Annotated in this window: 12 protein-coding genes; 8 read left to right on the top strand and 4 right to left on the bottom strand. The window is 71.1% G+C overall.

Going from position 1 to position 12,661, the window contains the following annotated elements; all coding sequences use genetic code 11:
- Window positions 1-38: 38 nt before the first annotated feature.
- Window positions 39-1,508, bottom strand: a complete 1,470-nt coding sequence (locus G3I56_RS33190; protein ID WP_164415681.1) for an IucA/IucC family protein — start codon at window positions 1,506-1,508, stop codon at window positions 39-41.
- A gap of 221 nt (window positions 1,509-1,729) precedes the next feature.
- Here G3I56_RS33190 and G3I56_RS33195 point away from each other — a divergent pair, with 221 nt between their 5' ends.
- Genes G3I56_RS33195 through G3I56_RS33205 form a run of 3 tightly spaced genes read left to right on the top strand, consistent with a single transcriptional unit; the run spans window position 1,730 to window position 5,396 of the window.
- A complete protein-coding gene (locus tag G3I56_RS33195; protein ID WP_164415543.1) occupies window positions 1,730-3,235 on the top strand; it encodes an IucA/IucC family siderophore biosynthesis protein in 1,506 nt (501 codons plus the stop codon).
- A gap of 47 nt (window positions 3,236-3,282) precedes the next feature.
- A complete protein-coding gene (locus G3I56_RS33200; RefSeq protein WP_164415545.1) occupies window positions 3,283-4,551 on the top strand; it encodes a VWA domain-containing protein in 1,269 nt (422 codons plus the stop codon).
- A 41-nt stretch (window positions 4,552-4,592) separates the two neighbouring features.
- Complete coding sequence (locus G3I56_RS33205; RefSeq protein ID WP_164415547.1) at window positions 4,593-5,396, top strand: hypothetical protein; 804 nt, start codon at window positions 4,593-4,595, stop codon at window positions 5,394-5,396.
- A gap of 95 nt (window positions 5,397-5,491) precedes the next feature.
- On the opposite strand, the gene G3I56_RS33210 is transcribed toward G3I56_RS33205, so the two are convergent.
- Window positions 5,492-6,139, bottom strand: a complete 648-nt coding sequence (locus G3I56_RS33210) for a helix-turn-helix domain-containing protein (protein ID WP_164415549.1) — start codon at window positions 6,137-6,139, stop codon at window positions 5,492-5,494.
- 87 nt (window positions 6,140-6,226) lie between these two features.
- Between G3I56_RS33210 and G3I56_RS33215 the strand changes: the two genes are divergently transcribed.
- The 5 genes from G3I56_RS33215 (at window position 6,227) to G3I56_RS33235 (ending at window position 10,227) form a co-directional block, all read left to right on the top strand.
- Window positions 6,227-7,435: a pyridoxal phosphate-dependent aminotransferase gene (locus G3I56_RS33215; protein WP_164319768.1), complete on the top strand. Its 1,209-nt coding sequence runs from the start codon at window positions 6,227-6,229 to the stop codon at window positions 7,433-7,435.
- Window positions 7,436-7,483: 48 nt separating this feature from the next.
- Window positions 7,484-8,029: an HAD domain-containing protein gene (locus tag G3I56_RS33220; protein ID WP_164415551.1), complete on the top strand. Its 546-nt coding sequence runs from the start codon at window positions 7,484-7,486 to the stop codon at window positions 8,027-8,029.
- Window positions 8,030-8,113: 84 nt separating this feature from the next.
- Window positions 8,114-8,767: a hypothetical protein gene (locus tag G3I56_RS33225; RefSeq protein ID WP_164415553.1), complete on the top strand. Its 654-nt coding sequence runs from the start codon at window positions 8,114-8,116 to the stop codon at window positions 8,765-8,767.
- Between the two features lie 118 nt (window positions 8,768-8,885).
- The gene (locus G3I56_RS33230) at window positions 8,886-9,308 is read left to right on the top strand and encodes an acyl-CoA thioesterase (protein WP_164415555.1); all 423 of its coding nucleotides are present in this window, start codon (window positions 8,886-8,888) and stop codon (window positions 9,306-9,308) included.
- Window positions 9,309-9,411: 103 nt separating this feature from the next.
- Window positions 9,412-10,227 (top strand): chitosanase, encoded by an 816-nt coding sequence (locus G3I56_RS33235; RefSeq protein WP_164415557.1) that lies wholly within the window; start codon window positions 9,412-9,414, stop codon window positions 10,225-10,227.
- Window positions 10,228-10,337: 110 nt separating this feature from the next.
- On the opposite strand, the gene G3I56_RS33240 is transcribed toward G3I56_RS33235, so the two are convergent.
- Both G3I56_RS33240 and pucL read right to left on the bottom strand, forming a co-directional pair.
- Window positions 10,338-11,711: an 8-oxoguanine deaminase gene (locus G3I56_RS33240; RefSeq protein ID WP_164415558.1), complete on the bottom strand. Its 1,374-nt coding sequence runs from the start codon at window positions 11,709-11,711 to the stop codon at window positions 10,338-10,340.
- Window positions 11,712-11,724: 13 nt separating this feature from the next.
- Window positions 11,725-12,654, bottom strand: coding sequence for a factor-independent urate hydroxylase (gene pucL, locus G3I56_RS33245; protein WP_164415561.1), 930 nt, complete (start codon window positions 12,652-12,654; stop codon window positions 11,725-11,727).
- Window positions 12,655-12,661 lie beyond the last annotated feature (7 nt).

A 12,661-nucleotide genomic window follows, 5' to 3' on the forward strand; every position in this document is an offset into this window, starting at 1 on the left:
TCCGCTCATGACGTCATCGGGTCCGGAACGGTTCCCCTTCACCGCGCCGGTTTCCCCGCCAGCGGATTCCACAGCGGCAGATAGCGGGCGTCGGCGCCGTCGGCACCGGTCCAGCGCAGCAGCAGGTTGGTCTTGCCGGGCAGGGTGGGCGAGGCGAGGAGTGCGGCGGCCTCGGGGAGGTCGTGGCGGGCCAGCTCCCGGCGTACGGCCTGCCAGGGGTCGAAGCCGGGGTGGCGTTCCCGCAGCACCTCCGCGACCTCAGTGAGGTGGTTGACGACCAGGCAGTACACGAGCCGCTCCCAGCCCGCCGCCCGCGTCACGTCCGGCAGCAGCTTCACGCCCTCGGCGTCCCGGTACAGGGCCTGTACCGGGATTCCATGGGCGTCGACCGCGATCAGGCAGTTCTGGAGGTGGGCCTCGATGACCACGCCGTACCGTGCGAACAGTTCGACGACCGGTGGCACGGCACAGCGCAGATACGCCGTCCACCAGGCGGCCGGGTCGGCGAGCCCGTCGAGCGGGTTGCCGTCGAAGCCCTCGACCAGCGCGGCGGCGAGCAGCGGGGTGGCGCCCGGTACGACATGGTCGCGCAGGCCGTCGCGGACCAGGACGGCCAGCTCCTCGAAGGCGAAGTCGGCGGTGCGGTAGCCCCGATCGCTGAGCCAGACCGGCCGGCCCTCGGCAGCGGCGACGACCGCCGCGTCCGTGCGGCGCAGTGCCAGCAGGTCGTGGCGCCAGAGCCGGCGTACGTCGTTGGTGATGCGGACGTCGAGGCTGAACTTGACGAAGAGGTCGTGCTCGGGCGCGTAGAGCGTGCGGACGGCCGCCGTGGGCCAGGTGGCGAACGCGGTCGTGCCCAGCCGGATCAGCCGGCCGTCCGCGAAGGCGTCCGTCAGGCTCGGGCCGACGAGGTCGAGCTGCCAGGGGTGGGCGGGCAGCAGCCGGTAGCCGGGCGGGGCCGTGCCGAAGGCGTCGAGTGCGGACACGTCACCCTCCTCGGCCACCGCGTCCTCGCGCACGCCCAGGAGCACCAGCGGGAACGCGGCGTACGCCTCGGGCGCGTACGGCAGCCAGCCCGCGACCGGGCCGCCGCCGCGCGCCTTGGGCGCCGGGTGGAAGGGGTGCCCGGTGAGAAGGGACTGCTCGGACCGCCGGTACGGGTCCTCGGGCGGGGTGGTCCGGTCGCGGGCGGTGAGCAGCGCGGCGACCGTGTCCCGGCTGTCGGCCATCTCGGCGGGCAGCTCGGCGTTGGACAGGCCGGTGTACGCCTGGAGTTCCTCGGCCACGAGCTTGACGAGTTCGGCGTGACCGACCGGGTGCCAGACGCCGTCGCCCGTGTTCACCTCGGGCGCCGCGAGCCTCCGTGCGCCTCGCACCCGCAGCAGGCGCTCCCCGCTCGGCAGCCGGTACACGCGCGGCTCACCCGGGCCGGGGACCGGCTCTGCCACCTCCCGGAGCAGGCAGTTGAGCAGGGGCGCGGTCGCGTACGCGTCGGCGCGCGCTCCGATGTCGTCGGGCGCGGGCCCGGCATGGGGTGCGGTGGGGGCCGGGGGTGCGGTGGGGGGCCTGGTGGGGTCCACGCGTTCCCTCGTTTCTTACGGTGCTCTCCTACGCTCGCGGTTTCCCGCGGTGCACTGGCGATCAAGTATGTCTGTCGTCGTCCACGCCCGTTCACCAGCACATACCCGCGCCCAAACCCGCACCCGTACCCCCACCCGAGGAGCCCGCCGTGCACCGTCCCTCCAGCGCTGAGGCCGAGGTCGCCGACGAACTGGCCGCCGTACGCCCCGACCTCGTGTCGCGGTACACGGCCGAGCTGCCCGGCGCCCGGGCCGCCGTACTGACCCGGCTGTGGCGGGCGCTCGTCCACGAGCCGCTGCCGTGGATCGCCGGGCGCGAGAACGGGGCGCGTCTCCTGCTGTCGGACGGTCGCCGGCTGGAGGGCCCGTACGCCGATCCGTACGCCGTCGACGGCCGTGTCACCGCCGTACGGCTCGGCACGGTGTCGTACGACGATCCGGCGCGGCTGATGACGGACCTGGCCGTCCCGCACGGACCCGCCTTCGCGGCCGAACTCGGCCACAGCGTCGCCTCGTTGGCCCTGTCGCGCGCGAGCCAGGACAGTACCCTGCGTGCCCCCGTGGCCGGCTGGGAGTGGGAGCAGCGGGTCGTCGACGGTCATCCCTTCCACCCCAACTGCCGTTCCCGGCCCGGTTTCTCGGTGGCCGAGCAACTCGCGTACGGGCCCGAGCACCGGCCGGTCGTGGAGCTGGCGCTGGTGGCCGCGGACGACTGCGCCGTGCGGGGCGAGTGGCCCGAGTGGCTGCGGGACGGGGGACGTCCGCTGATTCCGGTGCACCCCTGGCAGGCGGCACATGTGCTCCAACTCCCCGGCAGGGGCGGTCTGTCGGCGCATCCCCTGATGTCCCTGCGCAGCCTGGCCCTCCCCGACGGCGGACCGCACCTCAAGACGGCGTTGAGCGCCCGGCTCACCTCCTCTGTACGGGACATCTCGCCGTACTCGATCGAGACGGCGGCGACGGTGTCGGCGTTCATGGAGTCGATGGCGGCGCGTCTCGACGGGTTGCTGCACATCACCCGCACACTCGGTGCGGTCACCGCCGACTCCCCCGATCTGGCGGCCGTGCTGAGGGAGCCGCCGGACCTGTACGCGGACTCGGGGGCGGGCGAGTACGTCGTTCCGGTTGGAGCCCTCAGCGCCACGGCCCTTCCTCGATCACCCTCCTGGCTCGCCGAGTTCACGCGTCTCGCACTCACCGTCGGGCTGCGCCTGCTCGATCTGGGTGTCGCCCTGGAGGCACACGGCCAGAACCTCCTCGTCGTACTGTCGGCGACCGGGGACCCCCTGCGGCTGGTCTACCGCGACCTCGCCGACATCCGGGTCGGTCCGGCCCGGCTGGCCCGGCACGGCATCGCGGCCCCGGAGCTGACCGGACGGATCGTCACCGACGACGAAATCACCCTGCGCAGCAAGCTGTTCGGTTCGCTGGTGGCCGGGGCGCTGGGTGCGACCGCCGGTTCGGAGGCGGCGCTGCGGGAGGCCCTGGAGACGGCCGTACGAGGGCTGCCGCGCACGCCGGATCTCCTGGCACTGCTCGAACAGCCCCTGCCCACCAAGGCCTTGACCCTGATGCGACTGTCGCCGAGGACGCCCGGGGACCTGTGGACCCAACTGCCCAACCCCCTGGGAGAGGTGAAGCGGGAAGGCAACTGACGGGCCCCGTTTTGAAGCGGGTGACCCAGTGTCAATAGGATCCGTCGATGATCACAAGACAACGGCTGGCGGCGGGCGCCTGCGCCCTGCTCACCGCCCTGGCGGCCGGGATCGCGGTCCCGGCCGAAGCCGTCGCCGACGAAACCACCGCACTCGCGCCCAAAGTCAACCTCCTCCTCGACGTCAGCGGTTCGATGCGGGCGCGGGACATAGACGGCCAGTCGCGGATGGCCGCGGCGAAGCAGGCGTTCAACGAGGTGCTGGACGCGACACCCGAGGAGGTCCAGCTCGGCATCCGCACGCTGGGCGCCAACTACCCCGGCGACGACCGCAAGGAGGGTTGCAAGGACACCGCGCAGCTCTACCCGGTGGGCCCGCTCGACCGCGTCGAGGCCAAGACGGCGGTCGCGACGCTCACGCCCACCGGCTGGACGCCGATCGGCCCCGCACTGCTGAAGGCAGCGGACGACCTCGACGGCGGTGAGGGCACCAAGCGCATCGTGCTCATCAGCGACGGCGAGGACACCTGCGCACCGCTCGACCCGTGCGAGGTGGCCCGGGAAATCGCGGCCAAGGGCATCGGCCTCACCATCGACACCCTCGGCCTGGTCCCGAACACCAAGATGCGGCAGCAGCTGAGCTGTATCGCCGAGGCGACCGGCGGGACGTACACGTCGGTCGAGCACACCGACGAACTCGCCGACAAGGTGAACCAGTTGGTCGTCCGCGCCGCCGACCCGGTGGTGACGCCGGTGGCCGTCGAGGGTGCGGCCGGATGCTCGAACGCCCCAGCGGTGAAGTCCGGTCTGTACACGGACCGCGAGGAGTTCGGCCAGCAGCGCTGGTACCGCGTCGACGTCCTGCCGGGGCAGGAACTGCGCGCCTCGGTGAGCGTGTCCGCCGACCGGGCCGTCAACCCCGACTACGGGGTGCTGCTGCGGGCGGTGACCACGCACGGCCGTGAGATCGTCCGCGGCGAGGGCAACGGCACCGGCCGTACCGATGTCATCTCGACGGGTCTGCGCTATCCGAAGGCGGAGGCCGACGACGACGCGGACAAGCCGGCGGCCGAGACCGTGTGTCTCCAGGTCACCAACTCCTTCTCGGCGGCCAGTGGTGTGAAGACCACGCCCGGTCTGCCGCTCGAACTGACCGTCGACGTCGTCGACGGCCCGAGCCAGGCGAGCGACGTGGCCTCCTTCGGTCTCGGCCGCGGCTGGTGGCTGCTGGGCACACTCATCCTGGTGGGCTTCCTCACGGGTGTCCTGTGGGGCTGGATCTCGCGTCTGCGGGTCTCGGTATGGAGGACCAACTGATGCGAGTGACGCGAGTGACGCGAATTCCCAAGGACCAACTGATGCGCGGTGCCCGTGTGCTGGGCTCGGCCCTGCTGATGGTCGGGCTGGCCGCGGCCCCGGCCGTCGCCGACGCCTCGCCCTCCGCGAGCCCTTCGGACGACGGCTCGGCCCCCACCTCGGCGGGTACGTCGTTCCGTACGGCGACGGAGATCGACCAGGGTCAGCAGGCCTCCGCGAGCGGTTCGGCGGGCGACTACCTGTACTGGTCGTTCCCCGCGGACGCCGGTCAACGCCCCACCGTCAAGGCGACGGTGAAGCTGCCGGACACGCACGCGTCCGAGACCTGGCAGCTCGACGTGTACGACGGTCTGCGACGTCGCCAGGCCTGCCAGTACGGCGCCCAGACGCGCACCGCCGCCTCGGGCACCGCGTCCGTGGAGCTGGCGTGCGTCCTGCGCACGGTCCACGCCTGGTCGGAGCAGTGGGCCAACGACCCACTCCCGGGCACCTATTACCTCCGGCTGACGACGGTGAACCTCGCGACCTCCGACCTCGGCCTCCCGGTCGACGCCGAAGTGCGGGTCGACTCGAAGGACATCGGCGGTTCGGCGGCCGTGGACGGTTCGCTGGCCGAGCCGCTCGTGCCCGGGATCGCGGTCGAGTCCGAGGCCACGGAGGACGGTTCGACGGCGACCGCGGTGCTGTCGAGCATCGAGCCCGACGACGGCTGGTCCTCCGGCTGGTGGTCCGACCGCTGGGTCTGGACGGCGCTCGGCGGCGTGCTGGCCGCCCTGGCGGGCGTCGGCGGCTACGCCCTGACGCGCGGCTCGGGCCGACCGAGACAGGTTCCGCCGGGAGCCTGACCAGGACCAGGACCAGTCCCTGATGGTTCGTCAACATGCCTGCCGCGCACGGTCGCGCGGCGGGCATGTCCCGTATCAGGCCTCGATTTCGGATATCAGGCCTCGCGCAGCGCCTTGGCGAGTGTTCCCTCGCCGGTCACCTCGATACGCCCGTCCCGTACGGCGTCCAGCACACCGACATCCCCCCGGCCGACTGCCGCACACGTCCCGGTGTCCATCGACAGGCGGGCGTCGGGCTCCTCGGGGGCGGGTCCGGCGCCGTACACCGGAACGTCCTCCGTACCGACGTACAGGTGGAACTCGCCCTCCTCCAGCCGGACTTCGACGAGCCCCCCGCCGCCCTCCCCGGCGCCAGCCGCGTCGAGGCCGCGCAGCAACGGCAGCGCGAACCAGTGCGCCCGTACGGCGTCCGTGGCGCGCCGCTCGCCCAGCTCGGGCGCGCCCCACTCCCCCAGCGCCTGGAGCACCGGCAGCAACTGCCGCCCCCGGCCGGTGAGTTCGTAGACCGACGCGGCCCCCGGCGGCGGCAGTCGGCGCCGGGTCGCGAGGCCGTCCCGCTCCATGTCCTTCAGCCGTGACGCGAGTACGTCCGTGCTGACGCCCGGCAGATCCGCGTGCAGGTCGGTGTAGCGGCGCGGACCGGCCAGCAGCTCCCGGACGATCAGAAGAGTCCAGCGGTCGCCGACGACATCGAGGGCGCGAGCGACGGAACAGTACTGGTCGTAGCTTCGGCGAGGTGACATGCGACGCAGTCTAGACATGTTGTTGGACTTTCCAAGCTCATACTTGGTAAAACCAAGCATCACCACGAACCGGAGGGGCGTAAGCGCATGGAGTTCCGGCAGTCCAGCAAGCTCAGCGAGGTCTGTTACGAGATCCGCGGACCGGTGATCGAGCACGCCAACGCACTGGAGGAGGCGGGCCACAGCGTCCTGCGCCTCAACACCGGCAACCCCGCGCTCTTCGGCTTCGAGGCACCGCCGGAGATCCTCCAGGACATGATCCGCATGCTGCCGCAGGCCCACGGCTACACGGACTCGCGCGGCATCCTCTCCGCCCGCCGGGCCGTCGCCCAGCGCTACCAGGAACGCGGCCTGGAGGTCGACGTCGACGACGTCTTCCTCGGCAACGGCGTCTCGGAACTGGTCTCGATGGCGGTCCAGGCACTGGTCGAGGACGGCGACGAAGTCCTCATCCCCGCCCCGGACTTCCCCCTCTGGACGGCGGTCACGACCCTCGCCGGCGGCAAGGCGGTCCACTACCTCTGCGACGAACAGGCCGACTGGTACCCGGACCTGGACGACATGGCGGCGAAGATCACCGACCGCACCAGGGCCGTGGTCATCATCAACCCGAACAACCCCACCGGCGCGGTCTATCCGAAGGAGATCATCGAGGGCATCCTCGACCTGGCCCGCCGCCACGGCCTGATGGTCTTCGCCGACGAGATCTACGACCAGATCCTGTACGACGACGAGGTGCACCACTCGGCCGCCGCGCTCGCCCCCGATCTGGTCGTCCTGACCTTCTGCGGCCTGTCGAAGACGTACCGGGTGGCCGGCTTCCGCTCGGGCTGGCTGGTGGTGACCGGCCCGAAGCAGCACGCGCGCAGCTACCTCGAAGGCCTGACGATGCTGGCCTCGATGCGCCTTTGCCCCAACGCGCCCGCGCAGTACGCCATCCAGGCCGCGCTCGGCGGCCGGCAGTCCATCTACGAACTCACCGCCCCCGGCGGCAGGTTGCGCGAACAGCGCGACCGCGCCTGGGAACGCCTCAACGAGATCCCGGGCGTCTCGTGCGTCAAGCCGAAGGGCGCGCTGTACGCGTTCCCGCGCCTCGACCCGGCCGTGCACAAGATCCACGACGACGAGAAGTTCGTCCTGGACCTGCTGCTCCAGGAGAAGATCCAGGTCGTGCAGGGTACGGGCTTCAACTGGCCCTCCCCCGACCACTTCCGCATCCTCACCCTCCCGTACGCGGACGACCTGGAGGTGGCGATCAGCAGGATCGGGCGGTTCCTGAGCGGTTATCGGCAGTAACGCCCGCGGGGGCGGTCAGTCGCCGTCCGTCATGGGTAACCCCTCCCCATGACGGACCGACCACTGCTCCTCCTCGACGTCGACGGCCCCCTCAACCCGTTCCGCGCCCGGCTCCTGCGCCACCGGGGATATGTGACCCGCCGGGTGCACCCCGCCAACTGGTCCGCCCGGCAGAAACCGGGCTCCCGGCGGCTGCGCCGGGGCCTGCGGATACGGCTGCACCCGGGGCACGGCGCCCGGTTGCTCGCCCTGCCTTACGACCTGGTGTGGGCCACGACCTGGATGCACGGGGCGAACAAGATGATCGGCCCCGTGATCGGGCTGCCGGCCGACCTGCCGGTCATCGAGTTCACCAACCTGTTCGCCGAGCAACCCGACGGGCTCTACTGGAAGACCCGGCGCGTCGTGGAGTGGGCCGACGGGCGCCCCTTCGTCTGGGTCGACGACCTGATCACCGACCTCGACGTCCGCCATGTGGCCGAGCACCACACCGGGCGGGCGCTGCTGCTGCGGATCGACCCGCGCCGGGGCCTCGGGGAGCGCGAGTTCGCCGAGCTGGAGCGCTGGGCTCGCGATGTCAGACCCGGGTCGTAGTCTTCGAAGAGCGGGTCGAACCGGCCGGTCGATCGGCTGACCGGTCGCCGACCGCAGCCGTCGATGCCCGGGAAGGGGTCCGCCATGACACGACCGCCGACCGCCGCCCAGCGACGCGTCATCGACGCCGCCGACCCCGTCACGGGACGGCTGCGGGGTACGGAGTTCCAGCTCGCCGCGCTGGTCGCGCGGGGGCTCGCCTTCCGGCACCCGCGGCCACCGCACGACCACTTCCTGACGCCGACGGGCCATCGCATACGGGAGGAAGCGCCGCCCGCGGACACACCTGACGCCGCCGAGGCTCCCCATGCTTCCGGGGCCACCGGGGTGTTCGCCGCGCGGGTGGGAGGCGAGGCGGAGACACCGGCTGCCGGACCGGCCCGGGCGCGTGAGGTCCACAGTGCCTGGACGGGGCTGCTGGAGTTGCGCCGGATGACCAATACGGACGGGGCCATGGACCGTCCGTGCGGTTGGGAGCGCAAGCATCTGGTGCAGGCCGCCGCGTTGGCGCTGGAGGCGGCCGGTCACCTCCCGGCGGACGGGAAGGGCGACGGGGGCGGTGGTGGCTACCGGGTGCGGGCGACCCCGCAGCCGGAGGCCGTCGCCGTGCGCGAACCCGACGGCGACGCGTTGCGGGCCTGTGCGGCCACTTTGGAGAAGGCGGGCTGGCAGGCCGGCGAGTACACCGAGCCGCGCACCGGCACGCGCTATCTGCTGGCGTCACCCCGGCGGACGTAACGACCTTGTGCGTCAAGGCAGTTGACGGCCGTGAGCAACCGCTCAGTACGCTTGCTCCCGTCCTGTTCGCTGTAGAAGTCGTGCAGTCGTGAAGTTGAGCCGCCGTGAAGGGGAAGTCGTGGCCGAACCGTTTTCCGTGCCGGTGACCGTGCGCGGGTACGAGACCGATGTGCAGGGGCACCTCAACCAGAGCGTGTACCTCAACTACGCGGAGCACGCCCGCTGGGCGTTGCTTCACGCGGCCGGCATCAGCCAGGCGGGGCTGACGTCCAAGGGCGTGGGTCCGGTGGCCCTGGAGACCACCATCCGCTATCAGCGGGAGTTGCTCGCGGGCGACGAGGTCGAGGTGACCTGCGACTTCGTCTGGGGCGAGGGGAAGACGTTCCGTATCCGGCAGACGATACGCAAGGCCGACGGCACGGTCTCCGCCGAGGTCACGGCGGTCGGTGGGCTGATGGACCTCAAGGCGCGCAAGCTCGTCCCGGACCCGAAGGAGTACTTCCGCGCGCTGGCGTCGGAGCCACGGCTGTTCGGACTCTGATCAGCACTCACAGCGACCTCCTACCGTCACCCCACGGCATTCCCAACTTGGCGCGCGACTCTCATCCTCTTCCCGCCGCGCCCTTCTTGGAGATCCCGTGCCGATGCCGCACAGAGCCGCCGCCCGTCGTACGTTGTTGGCCGCCCTCGGCGCCACCGCGATCCTGACCACCCAGCGGATCGCGTCCGGGGCGACCACCGAGGCGACCGGCAGCGGCCTCGACGACCAGGCCAAGAAGGACATCGCGATGCGCCTGGTGTGCAGCGCGGAGAACTCCTCCCTGGACTGGCGGGCGCAGTACGGCTACATCCAGGACATCGGCGACGGGCGCGGCTACACCGCCGGGATCATCGGCTTCTGCTCCGGTACGAGCGACATGCCGGCCCTCGTCGAGCTGTACACCGCGCGGGTCGCGGACAACGTCCTGGCCGCCTACCTGCCCGCGCTGCGTGCGGTGGACGGCACGGACTCGCACGAGGGCCTGGACCCTGGGTTCCCCGCCGCCTGGCGCAAGGCAGCGAAGACGTCCGCGTTCCGCGAGGCCCAGGACGACGAGCGTGACCGCGTCTACTTCGGTCCGGCCGTCGCCCGCGCCAAGGAGGACGGCGTCGGCACGCTGGGCCAGTTCGCCTACTACGACGCGATGGTCATGCACGGCCCCGGCACGGACGGTCTCAGCTTCGGCGGGATCCGCACCCGGGCCCGCGCGAACGCCGCCACCCCGGTCGACGGCGGCGACGAGACGACGTATCTGAACGCCTTCCTCGACGCCCGGGTGTGGGCGATGCGGCAGGAGGCGGCCCACGAGGACACCAGCCGCGTGGACACCGCCCAGCGGGTCTTCCTCGACCAGGGGAACCTGAACCTGGATCCGCCGCTCGACTGGAAGGTGTACGGGGACAGTTACTACATCGGCTGACCGACTGAGACAGTCGGATGTGTCGGCCGCCGACGACAGCAGGACTCCGGCCGAGGGCCGTCCCCCTCGGCCGGAGGTCTATTCGGGCCCCGGGCCCCGGCCCTCCAATGTCAGGCTCGCGCCGCGATGGCGGCCAGCCGCCGGGCCTCCGTACGCGTCGAGCGGGCGATCTCGTCCTCGTCGACGCGCAGCAACCGCCCGTTCTCGACGATCTGTTCGCCGTTCACGAAGGACGCGGTGACCGGGGCCGCCGCGCCGAGGACCAGGGCGGTGACCGGGTCGGCGATCGACGCGTGGGCCAGGGTGTCCAGGTTCCAGAGGACCAGGTCGGCGAGCTTGCCCGGCTCCAGTGACCCCGTCTCCCTTGCCCGGCCCAGGACCTGGGCGCCGCCGTAGGTCCCGAGGCGCAGTGCCTGACGGGCGTTCAGAGCCGCTTCCCGGTGCGCTCCGAGGCGGTTGATGAGGAGGGCGTTGCGCAGTTCGGTGTGGAGTTCGCCGGACTCGTTGGACGCGGTGCCGTCGACGCCGAGGCCGACCGGGACACCGGCCGCCAGCATGTCGGGGACGCGCGCGATGCCCGCCGCCAGCCGGGCGTTGGAGGACGGACAGTGGGCCACACCCGTCTTCGTACGGGCGAAGGCGGCGATGTCCGAGTCGTTCATGTGGACGCAGTGCGCCATCCACACGTCCTCTCCGAGCCAGCCCGTGGACTCGAAGTAGTCGGTCGGTCCCATGCCGAAGAGTTCCTTGCAGAACTGCTCCTCCTCGACCGTCTCCGAGCCGTGCGTGTGCAGGCGTACACCCTTGCGCCGCGCCAACTCCGCGCCCTCGCGCAGCAGTTCGGTCGAGACGGAGAAGGGTGAGCAGGGGGCGACCGCGATCTGGGTCATGGCGTCGAAGGAGGGATCGTGGTGCTCGTCGACCGTGGCCTCGGTGGCGGCGAGCGCGCCCTCCAGGGTCTCGACGGCGAAGTCCGGGGGCAGGCCGCCGTCCTTCTCGCTGCGGTCCATCGAGCCGCGGGCGAGGGTGAAGCGGACGCCCATCTCGCGGGCGGCGCCGATGATCGCGCCGGACAGGTCGCCGGAGTCCTTCGGGAAGACGTAGTGGTGGTCCATGGCTGTCGTGACGCCGCCGCGGGCCATCATGGCCAGCGAGCCCTGTGCCGCCGCGCGCACCATCGGTTCGTCGATGCGGGCCCACGTCGGGTACAGCGCGACCAGCCAGTCGAAGAGGTTGTGGTCGGTGGCCAGGCCCCGGGTGATCCACTGGTAGTAGTGGTGGTGCGTGTTGACCAGGCCGGGGGTGACGAGATGCCCGCTCGCGTCGATGCGCCGGACCACGTCCGTCAGACCCTCGGGGGCCTTGCCTGCGCCGACCGACTCGATGCGGTTACCGGCGATCACCACATGACCGGACGCGTACTCGGTGTCGGCGGCGTCCACGGTCGCGACCGCGCAGTTCTCGATGACGATGCGCTGAATCATCGTTCGAACGTCCTTAGAGGTTGGTGAGGTCGGCGGGGATGCGCGCCTCGGCGCCGTCGCGCAGGATCGTGCCCTCGATCAGGCCGTACGGCCGGTCGGCGGCGAAGTACACAGCTCCATCGGCGGTGTCGTTCTTGAGCCCGAACGGCTTCAGGTCGACCAGGAAGTGATGCTTGTTGGGGAGGGCGAAACGCACCTCGTCGATCTCGTCGCGCTGCTCGATGATCCGCGCGCCCATCTGGAACAGGGTCTGCTGGAGGGAGAGAGAGTAGGTCTCCGCGAAGGCCGACAGCAGGTGCCCCCGGGTCTGCGCGTAGGACTCCTCCCAGTCGGGCATCTCCCGTTCCTCGTCGGACCAGTTGAAACGCCAGCGCGCGGACACCTGGGTCGCCAGGACGCGGTCGTACGCCTCGGGGAGCGTCGTGTACTTGTCCTTGACGTAGCCCCAGAACTCGGAGTCGGTCGTGTTCATCACGACCAGGTCCTTGAGCCCGGAGACCACCTCCCACGACGACCCGTCGTACGTGATCTGGGTCAGCCGGGTCTCCTGCCCCTGCCGGGCGAAGGAGTGCTCGCCCTCGCCCGCCGCCTCGATCCGCTCCCAGGAGTACTCCTCGATCCGGATGCGTGCCCTCAGAATCGGCTCCTGGGTGGTCACGAAGTGCCGCGCCAGATGGATGCCGAACTGCTCGGCGGAGTCGATGCCGTGCTCCTTGGCGAAGGCGTACACCGTGTTCTTGGTGGTGTCCGTCGGCAGGACGTTCGCGTTCGAGCCGGAGAGGTGGACCTCGTCCATGTCGCCGGAGAGCGACACCGAGACGTTGAGATCCTTGACGTGGTGGGTGGCGCCGTCGCGGGTGACGCGCACGACGCGGTTCTCGGCCTTGCCGTACTGGTTCTGCCCGAGAAACACGGGGCGGGCCTTGCCTGCTGCATCGGTCATGGTGCTG

This window comes from Streptomyces sp. SID12488, assembly GCF_010548275.1.
Classification (GTDB): domain Bacteria; phylum Actinomycetota; class Actinomycetes; order Streptomycetales; family Streptomycetaceae; genus Streptomyces.

What these genes read in the sequence shown, in the direction of transcription:
- G3I56_RS33200 (WP_164415545.1), top strand. Translation starts at nt 3,283, where the DNA reads ATGATCACAAGACAACGGCTGGCGGCGGGCGCCTGCGCCCTGCTCACC.
- G3I56_RS33205 (WP_164415547.1), top strand. Translation starts at nt 4,593, where the DNA reads ATGCGCGGTGCCCGTGTGCTGGGCTCGGCCCTGCTGATGGTCGGGCTG.
- G3I56_RS33210 (WP_164415549.1), bottom strand. Translation starts at nt 6,139, where the DNA reads ATGTCACCTCGCCGAAGCTACGACCAGTACTGTTCCGTCGCTCGCGCC.
- G3I56_RS33215 (WP_164319768.1), top strand. Translation starts at nt 6,227, where the DNA reads ATGGAGTTCCGGCAGTCCAGCAAGCTCAGCGAGGTCTGTTACGAGATC.
- G3I56_RS33220 (WP_164415551.1), top strand. Translation starts at nt 7,484, where the DNA reads ATGACGGACCGACCACTGCTCCTCCTCGACGTCGACGGCCCCCTCAAC.
- G3I56_RS33225 (WP_164415553.1), top strand. Translation starts at nt 8,114, where the DNA reads ATGACACGACCGCCGACCGCCGCCCAGCGACGCGTCATCGACGCCGCC.
- G3I56_RS33235 (WP_164415557.1), top strand. Translation starts at nt 9,412, where the DNA reads ATGCCGCACAGAGCCGCCGCCCGTCGTACGTTGTTGGCCGCCCTCGGC.
- G3I56_RS33240 (WP_164415558.1), bottom strand. Translation starts at nt 11,711, where the DNA reads ATGATTCAGCGCATCGTCATCGAGAACTGCGCGGTCGCGACCGTGGAC.
- pucL (WP_164415561.1), bottom strand. Translation starts at nt 12,654, where the DNA reads ATGACCGATGCAGCAGGCAAGGCCCGCCCCGTGTTTCTCGGGCAGAAC.